General features: G+C 39.5%; 18 protein-coding genes. 9 read left to right on the forward strand and 9 right to left on the reverse strand.

Features of this window, described 5'->3' with window-relative positions:
* The first annotated feature begins 6 nt into the window (after positions 1-6).
* From metG to GM182_RS03905, 8 genes are all read left to right on the forward strand, one after another.
* The gene (gene metG / locus GM182_RS03870; protein ID WP_449185816.1) at positions 7-1953 is read left to right on the forward strand and encodes a methionine--tRNA ligase; all 1947 of its coding nucleotides are present in this window, start codon (positions 7-9) and stop codon (positions 1951-1953) included.
* 2 nt (positions 1954-1955) lie between these two features.
* A complete protein-coding gene (locus tag GM182_RS03875) occupies positions 1956-2735 on the forward strand; it encodes a TatD family hydrolase (protein WP_449185817.1) in 780 nt (259 codons plus the stop codon).
* Positions 2713-2934, forward strand: coding sequence for a 4Fe-4S dicluster domain-containing protein (locus GM182_RS03880; protein ID WP_449185818.1), 222 nt, complete (start codon positions 2713-2715; stop codon positions 2932-2934). The genes GM182_RS03875 and GM182_RS03880 overlap by 23 nt, the downstream gene beginning before the upstream one ends.
* Positions 2935-4083 (forward strand): 2-oxoacid:acceptor oxidoreductase subunit alpha, encoded by a 1149-nt coding sequence (locus tag GM182_RS03885; protein ID WP_449185819.1) that lies wholly within the window; start codon positions 2935-2937, stop codon positions 4081-4083.
* Positions 4076-4918: a thiamine pyrophosphate-dependent enzyme gene (locus GM182_RS03890; RefSeq protein WP_449185820.1), complete on the forward strand. Its 843-nt coding sequence runs from the start codon at positions 4076-4078 to the stop codon at positions 4916-4918. Before GM182_RS03885 ends, GM182_RS03890 begins: the two co-directional genes overlap by 8 nt.
* Positions 4911-5495 carry a 2-oxoacid:ferredoxin oxidoreductase subunit gamma family protein gene (locus GM182_RS03895; protein ID WP_449185821.1) on the forward strand — a complete coding sequence of 195 codons (585 nt, stop codon included), beginning with the start codon at positions 4911-4913 and terminating at the stop codon, positions 5493-5495. Before GM182_RS03890 ends, GM182_RS03895 begins: the two co-directional genes overlap by 8 nt.
* A complete protein-coding gene (gene eno, locus GM182_RS03900; protein ID WP_449185822.1) occupies positions 5492-6787 on the forward strand; it encodes a phosphopyruvate hydratase in 1296 nt (431 codons plus the stop codon). Before GM182_RS03895 ends, eno begins: the two co-directional genes overlap by 4 nt.
* Positions 6788-6856: 69 nt before the next feature.
* On the forward strand, positions 6857-8050 hold the full coding sequence (locus GM182_RS03905) for a nicotinate phosphoribosyltransferase (protein ID WP_449185823.1): 1194 nt from the start codon (positions 6857-6859) through the stop codon (positions 8048-8050).
* Here GM182_RS03905 and GM182_RS03910 read toward each other — a convergent pair.
* The gene (locus GM182_RS03910; RefSeq protein WP_494324946.1) at positions 8047-9450 is read right to left on the reverse strand and encodes a potassium channel family protein; all 1404 of its coding nucleotides are present in this window, start codon (positions 9448-9450) and stop codon (positions 8047-8049) included. The genes GM182_RS03905 and GM182_RS03910 overlap by 4 nt on opposite strands.
* A gap of 122 nt (positions 9451-9572) precedes the next feature.
* Between GM182_RS03910 and GM182_RS03915 the strand changes: the two genes are divergently transcribed.
* Complete coding sequence (locus GM182_RS03915; protein ID WP_449185825.1) at positions 9573-10406, forward strand: tyrosine-type recombinase/integrase; 834 nt, start codon at positions 9573-9575, stop codon at positions 10404-10406.
* Positions 10407-10461: 55 nt separating this feature from the next.
* Here the strand turns inward: GM182_RS03915 and GM182_RS03920 are convergent, their stop codons facing one another.
* From GM182_RS03920 to pyrG, 8 genes are all read right to left on the reverse strand, one after another.
* Positions 10462-10908 carry a prepilin-type N-terminal cleavage/methylation domain-containing protein gene (locus GM182_RS03920; RefSeq protein WP_449185826.1) on the reverse strand — a complete coding sequence of 149 codons (447 nt, stop codon included), beginning with the start codon at positions 10906-10908 and terminating at the stop codon, positions 10462-10464.
* Positions 10909-10973: 65 nt separating this feature from the next.
* Positions 10974-11645 carry a DUF2207 domain-containing protein gene (locus GM182_RS03925; protein WP_449185827.1) on the reverse strand — a complete coding sequence of 224 codons (672 nt, stop codon included), beginning with the start codon at positions 11643-11645 and terminating at the stop codon, positions 10974-10976.
* Between the two features lie 11 nt (positions 11646-11656).
* Positions 11657-12202 carry a hypothetical protein gene (locus tag GM182_RS03930; RefSeq protein WP_449185828.1) on the reverse strand — a complete coding sequence of 182 codons (546 nt, stop codon included), beginning with the start codon at positions 12200-12202 and terminating at the stop codon, positions 11657-11659.
* Positions 12199-13491: a type IV pilus biogenesis protein PilM gene (locus tag GM182_RS03935; RefSeq protein ID WP_449185829.1), complete on the reverse strand. Its 1293-nt coding sequence runs from the start codon at positions 13489-13491 to the stop codon at positions 12199-12201. Before GM182_RS03935 ends, GM182_RS03930 begins: the two co-directional genes overlap by 4 nt.
* Complete coding sequence (locus GM182_RS03940; protein WP_449185830.1) at positions 13488-13922, reverse strand: prepilin-type N-terminal cleavage/methylation domain-containing protein; 435 nt, start codon at positions 13920-13922, stop codon at positions 13488-13490. The genes GM182_RS03935 and GM182_RS03940 overlap by 4 nt, the downstream gene beginning before the upstream one ends.
* Before the next feature lie 3 nt (positions 13923-13925).
* On the reverse strand, positions 13926-15155 hold the full coding sequence (locus GM182_RS03945) for a type II secretion system F family protein (RefSeq protein ID WP_449185831.1): 1230 nt from the start codon (positions 15153-15155) through the stop codon (positions 13926-13928).
* 2 nt (positions 15156-15157) lie between these two features.
* On the reverse strand, positions 15158-16837 hold the full coding sequence (locus GM182_RS03950; protein ID WP_449185832.1) for a GspE/PulE family protein: 1680 nt from the start codon (positions 16835-16837) through the stop codon (positions 15158-15160).
* Positions 16838-16849: 12 nt separating this feature from the next.
* A complete protein-coding gene (gene pyrG / locus GM182_RS03955; protein ID WP_449185833.1) occupies positions 16850-18457 on the reverse strand; it encodes a CTP synthase in 1608 nt (535 codons plus the stop codon).
* Between the last annotated feature and the right edge of the window lies 1 nt (position 18458).

An 18458-nucleotide genomic window follows, 5' to 3' on the forward strand; every position in this document is an offset into this window, starting at 1 on the left:
GATAGTATGGGTACTTATTATGTAACAACGCCAATTTATTATGTAAACAGTAAACCGCACATTGGCAGTGCCTACACGACCATTCTTGCTGATACACTGGCAAGATATCACAGGCTCATCGGCGATGATACACTGTTTCTAACAGGAACCGATGAGCACGGTGTTAACATAATGCGCACAGCAGAAAAATTAGGTAAACACCCTAAGGAATTCTGCGATGAGGTATCCGCCGTCTTCCGCAAGGTCTTTGATACATACAACATTAGTTATGATAGGTTTATTCGTACAACCGATGAAGATCATGAAAAAGTTGTGCAGCATGTTTTTAAGACCATGTATGAAAAGGGTGACATATACAAGGGAGAATATAGAGGTTTTTACTGTCCGAAATGTGAAACATTCTATAGCCCCGATGAACTGGTAGATGGTAAATATTGCCCCATACATGGCATAGAGGTAGAAGAAGTTGCAGAGGAAACCTATTTCTTCAAATGGAGCAAGTATCAAGATGCACTCATAAAGTGGTATGAGGAGAAAAAGGCCATTGTACCAGAAAGTAGGTATAACGAGATTTATACCTTCGTAAAAAATGGCCTAAAAGATGTCTCCGTAACCCGTATAACTGTACCTTGGGGTATTACAGTACCTATCGATCCTAAGCATACCGTATATGTATGGTTTGATGCTCTTATTAACTATATTACCGGTGCAGGATATCCATTTGATATGGATAAATTCAACAAGTATTGGCCTCATGTAAGACATATATTAGGTAAGGATATTCTCAGGCATCATGCCGCCATGTGGCCTGCAATGCTTATGTCTCTTGGAATAGAACCTCCCCATAAACTGATAGTCCATGGTTGGTGGATGATGGGTGGCAAGAAGATGTCTAAGAGTGGAGGCAACATTGCAGATCCTCTAGAGCTCGTTAAGGAGGTATCTCAGGTTGCCGGTATATCTGAGCCATTTGCCGTCGATGTTATCAGGTACTTCGTTATTATTGACGGTCCACAGAAAGATGACAAGGAGTTTTCTATGGAACTCTTATTCAAGAGATACAACTCAGATCTTGTTAACGACTATGGTAATCTCATCTACCGTATTGTTGGGTTTGCCAAAAAGAAAGGCATAAGTGAGGTATCACCTGTATTTGATGGAGAATATAAAGATAAACTGGTTGATATATTCAACGATTACTTCGACAGGTATAGAAAGGCTTTCGACGAGGATGATTCTGCCGAAGCTCTAAGACAAGCATCGGAATTTGTTAAAGCCCTCAATAAATATGTAGATGAAACAAAACCTTGGAGTGCTGAGCCCGATGTTAGAGATACAATTATCTATTATGTGCTTGATGGTATCAGATTGGCTTCTTTGATGCTCATGCCATTTATTCCTACGGTTGCAATTCATGTACTCGAGTTAATCGGTGCTTCTGAAGCAGGCGACTGGCTAGATGCCCTCCAAGTTGGCAAACTTCCAAGACCTGTATCTATTCCAGTAGATATGAAGCCCTTATTCCCTCGCGTCGATGTAAATAAATATCTCAATGAAATAGAAAAGGCAGAGAAGAAAGAGGAAAAGAAAAAGGAGGAGAAAAAAGTGGAAGAAAATAAGGTGGACATTATAGAATACGATGACTTTGCTAAAATAGACCTCAGAGTGGGTAAGATTGTTGAGGCAGACAAACATCCCAATGCAGATAAGCTTCTTCTTCTTAAAGTTGATCTTGGTGAGGGGCAACCTCGTACTATACTTGCGGGCATAGCCGCATGGTATAAACCAGAGGAGCTTGTAGGTAAGGAAATTATTGTTGTTGCAAACCTGAAACCTCGCAAAATGAGGGGGATTTTCTCTGAAGGTATGCTTCTTGCGGCTACTGATAGTAGTGGCAAGCCTGTACTTCTGACCCCAAGTGAATACGTGGAGCCGGGTGCAAAGGTGAAATAAAGATGAAACTATACGATACCCATGCCCATCTTCAAGATGATATTTTCAATAATGATAGGGCAGAGGTAATAAAACGAGCTAAGAGTGCCCTCTCAGGTATAGTGATTCCCTCATACGACAGGGAATCATCTGAGAGGGCACTTGCCTTTTTAGAGGATCCCTTCTTCAAGGTAACTGTAGGAGTACATCCTCATTATGCTGCAGAGCATAAAGATCTGAGTTTCCTAGATGCTCTATATGAAAAAGCTCATGGCATCGGTGAAATAGGACTTGATTATTACAGAAATATATCACCTAAAAAAGATCAAAAAGATGTATTTTATAATCAATTGTTATTCGCTGTGGAACACAAAAAATTTATTATCATTCATGAAAGAGAGGCGTTTGACGACCTATGGGATATTATTCAAGGAGTAAGACCCCAAGTTCCCGTAATATTCCATTGTTTCTCACATGGTGAAGAAGAGATAGAAAAAATACTAAAAGTTGACAACTACATTCCTGCATTTTGCGGGAATTTGACATATAAGAAAGCAGATAATCTTAGAAAGGCTTTAAAGATTGCCTACAGATACAGTAAGTTTTTCTTAGAAACAGATTCTCCGTGGTTATCTCCCATTCCACTAAGAGGCAAACGAAATGAGCCGCGTAATGTATTTTATATATACGAATTTGCCTCAAAGTTTCTTGGTATAGGCATGGATAAAATCTCCCAAATCACCACACGGTGGTGGGAGTTTATATTTGGAGGTGATAGCAGTGCCAGGCAAGAAAACTTATGATGTTGTTGTGGATTTCGACAGGTGTAAAGCCTGTGGAATCTGCATCAATGTGTGTCCAACAAAGGTCTTTGATAAAAGAAATGATTTTAAGGCTTATCCCGCACATCCTGAAAAGTGCGTGGGATGTCTCATGTGCGTTTACTCTTGCCCTGATTTTGCCATAAAAATCTATGAAGTTGTAGAAGAGGAGGCGGTATAAATGGAACTTGTATTTGGTAATCATGCAGCTGCTAAAGGTGCTATTGACGCAGGATTAAAATTTTATGCCGGTTATCCTATCACACCCTCCTCTGAAATAGCAGAAGAGCTATCTGTTGAACTACCCAAAGTTGGTGGCATTTTCATTCAAATGGAGGATGAAATAGGTAGTATTAATGCCTGTATAGGTGCCGCATATGCTGATAAAGTGTCACTTACTGCAACATCTGGTCCAGGATTTGCACTAATGCAGGAAGGTCTTGGCCTAGCATCTATGGCAGAGCTTCCTGTTGTTATAATCGATGTTATGCGTGGTGGTCCAAGCACAGGTTTAGCCACACTGGTTGGTGAAGGTGATCTTCTCATGGCAATATGGGGAACACATGGCGACCATCCTGTTATCGTGGTATCACCAGGAAATGTTAAAGAATTTTACATCTATACTCAGAAGGCTTTAGTATGGGCTGAAACACATAGAATACCCGTTGTAGTACTTGCTGATGAGGTTATAGGCCACTCATATCAATGGATTGATGAGTGGCCTGAACCTATTAAGATACCAGAGCGAACTAAAGAAAGAGTACTGGAAATCTTCGAAAATCCTGATGATTATCTGCCATTTGCTACAGACGAAGAGGGACATATTGTACCTTTACCCCCTATTGACTCAGGGATTAAATGGCACATGACAGGTTCTGCCCATGATGTTGACGGATTCCCAACCATCATGCCTGAAAAGGTTAAAAGACTTATCGAGAGATTATGGAACAAAGTAGGAGATATTCGCGATGAACTTATTGACTACGAATACCTTGGTGACGGTGATGCAGATATCCTTCTTATGTCGTTTGCATCTATGGGAATGTCTGCTAAACAAGCATACCTTGAGCTAAAAGAGGAAGGCTATAAAGTTGCCTTGTTTAGACCAAGAGTTCTCTGGCCATTTCCTGGAGATGAACTGGCAGAGATTATCAAGAAAAACGGCATTAAGAAAATTATTATTCCTGAACTCAACGCAGGTCAGTTAATGTTGCTTACCAAAGCATTCCTTGCCGATAAAGGCGTTAATGTAAAGTATGTTGGTATTAACCATCAATACGGAGAAATGATTTCTCCCGATGAAATCAAGGAGGCGGTCTACAATGGTTAAAAAGCCCCTACCTTATACCTATACTGAAGAAAAGTGGATTAGAGATAGATATCTACCCCACCAGTGGTGCCCAGGTTGTGGCATAGGAACCATCTTAAAAGCAGTTATCGATGCTATGGATGATTTGGGATGGGAGCCTGAAGATGTAGCGTTTGTCAGCGGTATTGGTTGTACTGGTCGTTCTTCAGGTTATGTTAACGCCCATACCTTTCATACAATTCATGGACGTGCAATACCTGTAGCTACAGGTATCAAACTATCCCATCCAGAGCTTCATGTAGTTACTATGCTTGGTGATGGTGATGGAATAGCCATAGGTGGTAACCACTTTATTCATGCAGCCAAGAGGAATATTGGTATTACAGCTATTATAGTAGATAATTCTATTTATGGTATGACAGGCGGTCAAGTATCTCCTACAACACCAGAAAACATGAAGAGTACAACATCGATATACGGTGCACTCGAACCGCCCATGGATCCTATTTCACTGGCACTTGGTGCAGGTGCCACGTTTGTAGCCAGAGCTGCAACATGGAACCCAGTTCACATGCGCCAAATTGTAAAGAAAGCCCTCGAACATGATGGGTTTGCCGTTGTAGACATTAAATCTCAGTGTCCAACGTATTTCGGAAGATATAACGGAATCTCTGATCCCGTTGAACTTCTCAATTGGTATAAAGAACATACATATATTATGAAAGATCCCTCTGATATTCGAGAAGGTAAATTACCTCTTGGTATATTCCGTGATAATAAAAGCAAAGTAGAACTTTCCAAGAAATACAGACAACTATTCGAGCACCTTAGGAAAGAAGGTGAAAACAATGGATAAGATCAGAAGGGAACTATTCATTGTCGGTATTGGTGGGCAGGGAGTAAAACTTCTCTCTATTTTGCTTGCTAAAGCCTATATGAAGAAGGGATGGTATGCCCTCCAGTCTTCAGTATATGATTCAGCTCCAAGAGGAGGACTTACCCGCTCTGAGGTTGTCGTTACCAACTATGAATATTGGTACCCTAAAACACGTAAACCTGATATAAGCATTTTCTTTGAAGGAAAATATTTTGAATGGTACCTACGAAACATAAAAGGGTCTATCATAGTAATAGACAGCACTCAAAAAGATAAAGTTGAAGCCGTACTATCAAAACTTGACAATAGGGAAGATTATGATGTAAGATATCATCCTTTCATAGAAATAACAAGGGACGAACTAGGACATCCTAAAGGACTCAACATATACACGCTAGGCTATGTGGCAGCATTTATCGGTGATTTGGATAGGGAAACACTTATAAGAACGATTGATGAGAGATTGGGAAATAGAAGTAGAGAGGCCAATATGCAGGCCCTAGAACAGGGCTATCAGGCAGGTCTAAAACTAAGAATGGAGGTGAAGGGGATATGATTCTCTTCAAAGCAGATTTAGCAATTGTAGATGTTAGAGGCAGAGAGGTTATAGATTCCCGTGGCAACCCTACTGTGGAAGCAGAGGTTGTACTTGAAGATGGAACAATTGGTGTTGGTATTGTTCCATCTGGTGCATCTACAGGTAAAAACGAGGCACTTGAGCTTCGTGATGGTGATGAACGCTTTGGTGGTAAGGGCGTGCTTCGCGCTGTCAGGCATATCAATGAAGATATTGCCGAACACATTATTGGCATGAATGTCTTTAATCAGCGTGCCATAGATCTTGCCATGCTGGAACTCGATGGAACCAAACAGAAGAGCAAACTTGGAGCCAATGCGATTCTCGCCGTATCCTTGGCTGTAGCACATGCTGCAGCTAATGCACTGGGTATACCACTGTATAAGTATCTTGGTGGTGTCAATGCCTTTGTACTACCTGTTCCATTTATGAATGTTATCAATGGTGGTAAGCACGCCGATAACAACCTAGACATGCAAGAGTTCATGATTGTTCCCGCTGGGGCTCCATCATTCAGAGAAGCTCTCAGATGGGGTGTTGAGGTTTATCAGTCTTTGAAGTCCCTTCTCAAGTCTAAAGGACTTTCTGTGGCAGTGGGAGACGAGGGCGGATTTGCACCTAACCTTGAAACCCACGAAGAGGCCCTTGATTTGCTCGTAGAGGCTATTGAGAAAGCTGGCTATCGTCCCGGTGAAGATGTATTCCTTGCCATGGACCCAGCAGCCAGTGAATTCTATAAAGATGGTATCTATACTGTTGGGGGAGAAAAGTTAACAGCTAGAGATCTCGTAGGCCTTTACAAAGAGTTTGTTGATAAGTATCCTATCATATCCATTGAAGATGGTATGGCAGAAGATGACCTTGAAGGTTGGAAGATACTTACAGAAGAACTAGGTTGGAAGATTCAACTTGTTGGAGATGACATCTTTGTTACTAACAAAGATATTTTCTATGAAAAGGGTATATCTCAGGATATAGCCAACGCTATTCTGATTAAGGTTAATCAGATAGGTTCTCTTACAGAGACACTCGATGTTATGCATATGGCAAAGAGAAATGGTTACAAAGCACAGGTTTCTCACCGTAGTGGAGAAACTGAGGATACTACCATTGCACACCTTGCAGTAGCTACAGGTTGCGGTCAGATTAAGACCGGTGCACCAGCTAGATCTGAACGTGTCGCCAAATACAATGAGCTTCTTCGTATAGAAGAAGACCTTGGTGAAGGAGCTGTATTCTTAGGTTTGAAGGGTATCCTCGGAGACAAGTAAATTAGTTTTGCGCTAATAATGGGGGTGGGGTAGACCCCACCCCTTATTTATACGAAGGGAGGGTTTACCGTGGGAAAGTTTCTCATGAATGAAGAAGTAGATATATTATCTGGTCTCTCAACAGATGCCTATTTTCTTAGAACAGAAGAGGTTCTTGATGGTTTAAAACACTATCCACAAGTGGCAATGGAGTTACATACTAAATCATTTCCATCTAAAGATTACGGCTTTGGTATTGTTGCAGGTTTATGGGAGATTGTTAAGCTTCTTGAGGGATTTCCTGTGGATATATATATGATTCCAGAGGGTAGTGTGTTTTTCCCCGGTGAACCCGTGATGTATATCGTTGGAAATTATAGGAACTTCTTGAGGTATGAAACAGCTATCATCGGTTTTGTATCTTCCATGAGTGCCATAGCCACTAAAGCTGCCCGTATCAAGCTTGCTGCAGAAAACAAACCTGTTTTTTCCTTTGGAACAAGAAGGGTACATCCCGCTATTGCACCAGCAGTGGAATATGCATCCTATATAGGTGGAGTTGATGGAGTTAGCAATGTTTCGGGAGCTAGAAAAATTGGTATTAAAGCTATAGGAACAATGCCACATGCACTTATACTCGTCATGTCTGATCCTATAGAAGCTTTTATAGCATTTGATAAGTTTGTAGATCCTTCTGTACCCCGTATAGCTCTTGTAGATACATATGGTTATCCATTGAAAGAAACAGTAGAGGCCGCTAAAGTACTAAAAGATAAGCTGTATGGTGTTCGTATTGATACAAAAGACTTTATACACATTATTGATATCATTCGCTGGGAATTAAAAAGATTAGGCTATGACAATGTAAAGATCACGCTTAGTGGTGGGCTAGACGAGTTTACTGTAAACAAATACAAAGATTTAATTGATTCTTTTGGTGTAGGTACCCGTCTTGCTTCTGCCCGGGTGTTTGATTTTGCATTAAAAATAGTTGAAGTCAATGGTCAACCCAAGGCAAAGGTTAGCAATTACCCAGGGCAAAAAAGAATATATAGGAGAGTAGGGGCAGGACATATTGAAGACATTGTAAAATTGGCATCTTCCCAACCACCTCAGGAATATAAACCCCTTATGAAGCAAGTCATGAAAAAGGGTATTATTATAGAAAATATACCAACACCCCAAGACATTAGAGAGCATGTTAAAAAGGAACTTGAGAATCTTCCCTTTACGTATAAGGCCCTTGAGTTCTCAGAAAAATATCCCGTGATATTTGAACCCTAAGCTCCGATATGTGCTTTATATTCTTCAAGATGTTCTCGGGCTCCCATAATAAGCAGCCTGTCTCCTTGTTTAAAAGTCTCATCAGGTGATGGAACCGGTATAAAATTGTTGTTTCGTATGATACCTACTAAGGTTAATCTATGAAACTCTCTTAAGCCGGATTCTCTTACTTTCTTACCTATAAGGGACTTCGGTACATATATGATAGACAGATACACACCTTCAAGCCCCATCACTTTCCCCTCAAGCACCTGAAGAGCACTGCTACTACCTGATTCCTCTTCAGGTAGAACTATCTGTTTTTCACGGGTTTTAGCCTGAGTATACCTCAGACCTATTTTCATAAGAACCTTCATATGAGGAGCATTCAGCGCTTTAACAGCAAAATCCATAGCTCCAACATCCATACTATGGAATACAGCCATCAGGGAAGAGGCGAGGTCATCTCCTGTTGCTATCGTAGCAAGCATAGGCGGTCTACTAACTAAAGAGCGCAAAGCTTCTAAGCCAGTTTCATCAACAATATTCATGCTAGCGGCAAGTTTAGCATAATTCTTGGCAGCATTGACTTTAGTCTCATCTCTATCAATAGCAATAACATCATATCCCAAATCATATGCCTTTTTTACAAAGTTAAACCCAAATCGTCCCAGTCCGATACTAAGAACAGTACCTGATGTATCAAGGTCAACAAACTTTCTAACAAATGCATCGATAGCTGTGCTAGATGCGGCGAGTAGAAGCTTATCTCCTTCCTGAATTTCTTCATCGGCGGATGGAATAACAATGAGTTGTCCTTGACGTCTAATACCAATAAGGGTCATTTGAAAATCTTCTCGAAGTCGCGAATGCCTAACAGCAACATTCCACAGTTTAGGTGGGGCATCTATTTCCAGTATAAACATGTCTATATATGTGCCTTGGAGGTCATGAATAATGGCCTTTCCACCAAGCAGCTTAACATACGCCATAGCAACACCGGCATCTTTTTCTGGAGATATGATATTGTCAACTCCCATCTTCTCAAGTATTCGGATGTGTTCTTCATCGGAAGCCTTAGCAATAATAGTGGATACACCAACTTCTTCAAGTTCCAGTACAGATATAGCAGAGGCTGATATATCTGTACCTATAGCAACAACACCCACATCAGCATTTTCTGCACCAAGCTTTCTCAAAATCTGTTTGCCATCTGTCTTTATATCTGCAACAGCATATACACTAAGAAAATCTTGTATATTTTCAATATTTTTAGGATTGTGGTCTATAGCTATAACATCGTGACCAAGATTAGCGGCCTTTTTAGCAAACATAGATCCAAATCGTCCGAGACCAATAACAACAACTGTTTTCTTTGCCATATCATATACCTCCTTTATAACAATGACATTATATAAAATTACAAGGTAAGTTCAAGGGGTAGATGGCTCATATAGACAAATGTCACAATAGGCACATTTTGTGACATTTTATGATATGATACTACTGCCACGGAAATAATCTTATTGGGGAGGCAATGCCTATGAAGATTACAGAGGATATTTTGAAAGAACCTGACGCCCTGATTGATGCATTTGCCGATTGGCTATATTTACATAAGGCAAACTCGCCATCATCCGTTCAATGGAAACGCTATATCATTCGCAAAATGCTAATAGATATTATGGACGGAGACCCAAGAAACTACACAAGACTACTTCCTTTTATAAGGTCTCTTGAGGTTGATACCCAAAAAACATATATGTATGTTATTAGACAGTTTTATCAGTGGCTTGCCAGTGCATTTCGTGAAGCTGGTAATCTACAGCTGTACGATGAGTTTACAGAGTTTGCCGAAGATATACGAGTACCCCGTGGAAGTAAGCGTCCACAGTGGTTAACTATCGAGGAAGCACAAAAACTATTAGAAACTGCCAAGGAAGAAAGAGATCCAAGAAAATATGCTGTCATTAAGTTTATGCTCTCTACCGGTCTCCGTGTATCAGAATTTGTATCTATGGAACTGACAGATTTTAAGAAAGATGGTCACTCCTATCTACTGAGAATACGGGGAAAAGGTAATAAAGAACGTATCCTCCGAATATCGGAGGATTTGTATAAACTCCTTGTAGACAGTGGCTGGTTTAATAAAAAGGTTCATAGGCGAACTATTCATCGATGGATATCCGACATTGGCAAAAAAATTGGCATAGATGTGCATCCCCACACACTTAGACATACGTTTGCCCATACACTCCTTGAACGAGGTGAATCATTGGCGATGATTCAAGCACTGCTGGGACACTCCTCTATTTCTACCACAGGAAGGTACGTGAGGGAAAGTTCTGCAGAGGTTATGTTAGGGAGAGATTGGTAAAAATAAAGGCCCCCATGAATATGGGGGCTCCTTGTTTGATTTATAAAAGATTAGATTATGGGCAGGTAGAAGTTACAGGTGCGTCAGGACCAACTTTAAAATACAATGTATAAGCCTGGCTTCCTGTTTCAAGTTCATATGCAATAACATTTGTATTATCAATAGATGTAGAAGAATTCACTACTTCAAAAGGCAAACCACTAAAAGGATCTTTGGGTTCAGAATCGAAATACTTATTAAAATCCGCTCCCCAATCAGTTGTTATCCAATCTTTTAACGGCTTTTTGGAGTCAGGGGCCGGTGGATATGTATAGCTTGGCCCATTAGTTGTTCTATAAACCTCCAATGCCATTTTCAAGTTAGCAATTGTAGAGCAATAAGCCTTTACCTTAGCCTGCTCAATCCCCTCAAAGTATCTGGGAATAGCTACAGCAAGTAGAATACCCAAGATAATGATAACTACTAAGAGTTCAATGAGTGTAAAACCTCTTTCTCTTCTCATAATGCAAGACCTCCTTTCATATTTATGCAATGTGGTAATATTCTACCACTTTTAGAACCATTCTATCAAAACCATTTAGAAACCCGTACTTGTTTTTTACCTGTACCCTTAGCCGCTGCTCTCTCGGGCCACAGGTTGACATAATGTTTAAGCCCATTTGCGAGCTGCTTAATAAATTCATTTTCGGGCTTCCATTTCTTTATACTATCATCGGTTTCCTCTTCTACAATTTTACGTCCCTCTGGTGTCAGTGGTGCCCTACGCAGGGTTAACAGCCCTGCAACAATAGGAGCGCCGAAAATCCACGACCACATAAGATACGGATATACTGATGTACCCTTCAGTGCTAAAAATGGTATCCAACCCACAAGAACAACAACCCATGCTATAGCCGAAATAACATTTATTCTTCTCTCGGCTTCAAGGTCATAATAGTCTTTAACAGCACTTCGGAGGATGCTGAAAAACTTTGCCTCTATTTCTTTGAGGTCTTCTACTAACACTTTTATTTCTTTCTTATCCTTTGCCCGCTCCATACCAAAAGCTTGAAGGAGAATTCGGTCATACACTGGGATATCTTCCATAAGTCTCTCATGATCCACAACAATTTTATCGCCTCGGTCCTGTAATATGCCTCGTTTCATCATATCTTCAAGAGCAAACGCCATAAGCGTTATATCATCTTCTCTTACGACAAGATAACGTTTTTCCGTATTAGAAACATGACTTTTCTCCATTAACATCCCCCCTACTTTATGTCCCATACATTATCGGCAATATCTGTAACATACGGCAATGTAATACCAAATGAAACTGAATAGCCCTGGCCAGAATATTTTATCGAAGGAGCATTAGATATCTCACTCCACTTTTCTTGAGATTCTACTGTGTTAATGATGCTTAATATACGAGAATATTTATCGGTGGAAAATGATATATCCAGCCTAACAATCTCATACTTGTCTGTTACCTTTTCAACATTAGATACCTTAAGAGAATAGGCAATAGAATTAGTATCTAGGGCACCTGTTATGTCATCAATGTATTGTTTGGCTTCCTTTTGGAGAAGAAGTTTTTCGTTCAATCTTTCGAAGAAAGCTTGCAATTTAGGAATAGAAGCCTTTTTTGATTGAAGTTCACCAATTCGTGTTGTTAACGTGGTAATCTGCTTGTCTTTAGCTTGAATATCCTTCTCTACCTCTCTAATCTGCCAATATAAATACCCTTGTACAGATAGAACAGCAACCACTACCAAAATAACAAGTATCCATAATATTCTTTCAACTTTTCTCATTTTAAACTCACTCCTATATTTAAGAGAAAGACATTGGTCTTTTTATCAGCTGTTTTGCTAGTAGAGTATACAATAACCCTTTGAAATAAATTGGAAGATTTAAAGGCGGAAAGAGCTCTAAGCATATCTTCCTCCTGATAAAACTTTACTGTTACCTGTAGCATAGAAGATGTACCATTTATCGAAATTAATGTTCCCCTATTTCCAAAGATAAGTCTACCTAGTTCTACATAATATTGCCAGTATCGATGTGGGTTATTTTCTATGAAGGCCAATTTGCCTAATGCTTCTCTTTGTTTTAGCAAGCGATTGTATTCTTCTTCATAAGGTAGAAGCTTAGAGATCTCCTCATTCAGAATCATTAACTGCCTCTGCTTTGTTTCTTGCTCCAATTTCAAAGCTAACAGATTTTGATAGGTTAAATTTATACTACCTAAGCCAAATAGTATAGTAGCAATTAAGACTATTGTAGTATAAAACACCCTTCTAGCAACCCTCTGCTCTTCTTTGTAGAGCTCAGGAACAAACACATACATAGGATGGCCTGACACACCAAGATTCCATGCCGCCCTAAGAACAGCTTCATGAGTGTCCTCAGCAGCGATAGACATAAGACTGCTAAAAGACTCGATTTCATAGGAGGAATATCGTCTAAGGGCTTCAATGATGGTAGGATCATCTCTAGTTATAGATGCTACAAACACTTTAACAGGGTTGGGAAAGTTTCGAATAATCGCTTCATCAATGTTAGATAGAAAATCTGTAATGTCTCTTTCAGAAAATCCAACATCGGTTATCATATCCCTATGGCCTATATTGATGTTTCTTCCATATATAGGCTTACCATTCTTATAAAATATTAGGTCAGACTGATTGTCACCAACAAATACCACTCCAAAATCCTTTTCCTCTGATAAGTCTTTTACAAGCTCTGCAACCACACCAACAAGTACTACAGCTGCAAACAGTTTGACCCCAGATTCTTTTTTTACCTCCGTGTAAATCTCATTGAGATGCTCCTTTTTTATTCCTATAGCCAGTACACGAACATAGTCATTTGTTTCGTCTATGATTTCCCAATTAATATCTGGTGTACCTCCAGCTATTGCAGCATAACTAAGGTATTCTGTTACTATAGCCTCTTCTAATTCTTTCCTTTTCATCTTTGGGAAAGACATATAGCGAATAATCGTGTCCTGAGGCTTTAGCAGATATACTCCCTGTTTACGAAAAGAGTATATATATGAATGCCTGTCTGATATAGAAATACGATTGTTTCTACCCTTCACTGTCTATCAACTCCTATTAAACAACCTGGATAAACTTCGTTTTTAACAGTTTGACTAACACCTAGCTTATATGAAAACACTTTACCATTTGTCCTAATAGGACAATATCTAATAATGTCTGTGCTAACATTGCCACTACAGTTACTTGTAGTTTCTATATAGATTTCATGGCTTGTATATGGGTCAGTCAAATGAATATCAAGTAGAGTTTCTATAGAAGCGGTAGAAATATTATCTGGATAGGCTCTACTAACAATATCTTTTTCCTTTTCTATTTCAAGATATGTTCTGATAGCGCGTAAAAATCCACAGTATGTTGACGGTTTACTTTCATGAAATATAGGAGTAAATCTTGGAACAATAGCAAGCAACAAAACACCTAAAATAACTAACACTACTAATAACTCAATAAGTGTATAACCTTGTTGCATAACCTATTTCCCCTTTACGATTGATGTCATGCTGAATATTGGTAGATACATTGCAAGCAAGATTACAAGCACTATCGATCCAACTATTATTGTTGATAGTGGCTCAATAGCTGCAACCATTCTGTCTATTTTTATATTAAGTTCCTCTTCGGCCATATCAAGATATGTCTTTATCATTGTATCAAGGTTTCCCGATTGTTCCCCTACCCTAATCATAACCTTTAAAACACCTGGCAAATCTGATTTCTCTAATGCCTTAGAGAAAGAAACCCCTTTTTCCAGCTGTTCTTTTGCCTCAATAAAAAATTGTTTGATATATTCATTGGTAATAACCTCAGTAGACAGTTCTAAAGATTGGACAATGGGAACACCATTTGAAAAAAGTGTATAAAACGCTCTGAATGCCTGAACTATTTCACCTAGCATAAGGACATTTCCCACAAGTGGAATACGGAGAAGAAACCTATGCCAGAATAAACGAGCTTTATAAAATGTTTTAATGACAAACCTAAACAGCAAGTAGATAGCTATAACACCAAGCACCAACCACAGCCAATTATGGTATATAAAGTCACTAATATTAATGACAAACTGTGTAATTGACGGTAAAGATTTGCCAAATCCAGAATAAACAGTCTTTAACTTGGGAACAACGATAAGCATAAAAACAAGGATAGCGGCGATGGACATGATACCAACCATAATAGGATAAATCATAGCACTTTTCAGTTTTTCTTTTATAGCCGCTCTTCTTTCATAAAAAGTTGCAAGAACAATAAGCGTACTATCAAGAGTTCCCGTTTCCTCTGCAACCCTGACGAGGTTGATATAGATAATAGGAAAGCTGTTTGTCTTCTTCAAGGCTGAAGCAAAACGCATGTTCATATTAACAATATAATCATACACTTCCTGTAAAACGTGTCCAATACGAGAGGATTTATACTCATCGGCAAGTGTGCTAATAGCATCCACAAGGGAAATACCAGCAAGCAGTAAACTGCCTAATTGGCGAGACAAGACAGCTATCTCCCTATCTTTAAGTTTTATCCTCCGAGGGGCAAAGAGTTTGCTCATAATAGAAGATCTCAAAGACTCTTCTTTCTTAAGATGGATCTTTACAACAACAAGCCCCCTAGTCTTCAGCATGTTAACGGCTTGTGCTTTATTAGATGCTTCAATTTCGCCTGAAACTTTATCCTTTCCATTAAATGCTTCGTAATAAAAAACAGGCACAGTTAGTCACTCCTGGATATTTCTATAGGGGATTTAATAACTCTCTGCAGTTCTTCAACAGTGGTTATACCGGCTTTTACCTTTTCGAGACCAGCAGTCCACATATCTATCATACCTTCAGCTTTAGCTATTTTCTTAATTTCTTCAAGAGAAGCTCCTCTGAGAATGGCATTTTGTATGTCTTCAGAGACAGGCATAATTTCAAAGACAGCTGTTCGACCAGAATATCCTGTAAAGTTGCAAACAGGACAACCTTTAGGTACATATACATTAGGACTCGTGGGATCCTCGTTTCTTACTTTACAATTCGAACATAGTTTTCTTACCAATCTTTGGGCTACGATACCCACAAGAGAGGCAGATAGTAGGTATTTTTCTACTCCCATCTCCTGAAGGCGGATAATAGCAGAAGGTGCATCATTGGTATGAAGTGTTGAAAGCACGAGGTGACCCGTTAAGGCTGCTTCAATAGCAGTCTTAGCCGTATCCTCATCTCGAATTTCACCTACGAGAATTATATCTGGATCAAGTCTAAGAATAGATCGAAGTACTGATGCAAATGTAATTCCAGCCTTTGTATTGACATTGATTTGATTAATACCCTCTAACTCATACTCAACAGGATCTTCAACGGTGATAATCTCCTTAGACTCATTATTTAATACCGAAAGCGCAGCATATAAAGTGGTTGTTTTTCCAGAGCCTGTTGGTCCTGTAACGAGTATCATACCGTATGGCACAGATATAAGTTTATGAAATATCTCTTCCTGCTCGGGTAAAAGCCCCAATCTACTAATATCCACAAAGATATTTTTCTTATCAAGAAGGCGAATAACCATCATTTCGCCATATATAGAGCCTACAGTAGCAATACGGAAATCAAATTCTCTACCAGAAACTCTTGCTGTAAAGTGTCCGTCCTGTGGTCTTCGTCTTTCCGCTATATCCATATCAGCCATAACCTTCAAGCGGGTTATAAGCTGTTCGGCAATCCATTTGGGTAGTTTAATTTTATCCATTAAAACGCCATCTATCCTATACCTAACTCTGTAGTCATAGCGGGTAGGTTCTATATGGATATCCGTAGCCCTATCGGAAACAGCATCGACCAGAATAGTATTGACAACAACATTTATACTTGCCTCTTGACCTAAAAGGTCGTTGATATCAATTTTTTCAACGCTTATCTCCATAACATTATCTTCGTCAGAGGCTTCCTCTGCGAGTTTCTCGATAACATCTTTAGCACGTTGAGTGATATCGTAAACTTGGTCAAGTAGGGCCCTATATTCAGATTCTGTAATGATAATAGGTCTTACTTTAAGACCCGTCAGCAAACTAATTTTTTCTAAGATATCTGAATTGAATGGAGGTACTACCCCAACAACAAGAGTATTTCCTTCCTTTCTAAGTGGAAATACCCTATACTGCCTAACAATATCTTCGGGAATGGTATCTTTTACCGAGGGATCGAATTTTAATCTCTCAAGAGATTCATATGTAACATTAAATTGCTTCTGAAGAACACGTCCCAAGTCTTTCGGTGTAATATACCCCAAATCAATAAGAACCTGACCAAGGGGTTCTCCTGTTCTTTTAGCCTCTTCAAGAGCTTCTTTGAGTTGCTCTTCTGTTATAAGTCCCTCTTCTAAAAGTATTTCGCCTAATCGTTTCTTGGGCATACCAACCTCACGTTACGTCTTTTGTTTTAGTATAGCATCAATAAGCCCAAGAAATAGTGGATGAGGAGACAAAGGTTTTGAATTAAATTCCGGATGAAATTGACTACCTATATAAAACGGATGATTTTCTAACTCGACAACCTCTACAAGATTCATCGGCAGATATACACCTGCCACTTTCAGTCCATGCTCCTCGATGATTTCTCTATAGTCATTATTAAATTCATATCTATGGCGATGTCTTTCTACAACACTATCTGTACCATATAATTCCTTTACCTTGGTACCTTCAACAAGGTTACAGGTGTAACCTCCAAGTCTCATGGTACCTCCCTTATCTGAAATACCTCTCTGCTCCGGAATCAGGTCTATAACGGGATGAGGGGTTTTTTCATCAAATTCTGAAGAATTAGCTCCTTCTAACCCACAAACGTTACGAGCAAATTCTATAACCATACACTGCATACCAAGGCACAATCCTAGTGTGGGTATACCATGCTCGCGGGTATATGTTAACGCATTGATTTTGCCTTCGATACCACGTGTACCAAACCCTCCCGGAATAATAACCCCATCAACATCACCAAGATATCGGGCAGGGTCTTCTGTCTCCAATTTTTCAGCTTGCACCCATATAATTTCAGGTTTCACCCCATGGTGGATAGAGGCATGCTTAATTGCCTCCACAACACTAAGATATGCGTCAGGAAGCTCTACATATTTACCAACAATGGCTATCTTCACAGTGCCAGATGCATTATCTTCTCGTTCCACTAATGCTTGCCAATCAGAAAGGTTGGCATGTCTATCTTCTCCATATAGATATTTCATGATAAGTCTTCCAACACCTTTTTTCTCCAACATGAGTGGAACATGGTATATTGAAGGTGCATCAACAACATCAAATACCGCTTCCGGCCTGACATCACAGAAGAGAGCTACCTTCTCTTTGATTTCTGCTGGCAATGCAATATGACTTCTCAGCATAATAACATCAGGTTGTATACCAAGAGAGCGAAGTTCTTTAACAGAGTGCTGTGTAGGCTTGGTTTTTGCTTCACCTGTGGTAGATAAAAACGGAACAAGAGTTAGGTGTATAGAAATAGTATTATTTCTGGGCTCTTCTCTTCGGAATTGTCTTATTGCCTCAAGAAATGGTAGCCCTTCGATATCACCAACGGTACCACCCACTTCAACAATAAGGACATCCAGATTGCCAACAGTTGCTACTTTTCTAATAGAGTTTTTAATGGTATCGGTAATATGAGGTATAACCTGAACAGTCGCCCCCAAAAATTCCCCCGCACGTTCTTTACGAATGACCTCAGAATATATTTTACCTGTCGTAACATTATTAAGACCTGAGAGATCCACCCCTATAAATCTCTCATAGTGTCCAAGATCAAGATCAGTCTCTGCACCGTCCATAGTAACAAACACTTCGCCATGCTGGTAAGGGTTCATTGTGCCGGCATCAACATTGATATATGGGTCGAATTTCATAATACCAACATTTAGACCTCTAGCCTTCAGCAGTCTACCAATAGATGCAGCAACTATACCCTTACCGAGTGATGAGACAACTCCCCCTGTGATAAAAATGTACTTTGTGCTTTTCATC

This window comes from Zhurongbacter thermophilus (assembly GCF_026184435.1).
Classification (GTDB): Bacteria; Coprothermobacterota; Coprothermobacteria; order Coprothermobacterales; family JAADFF01; genus JAADFF01.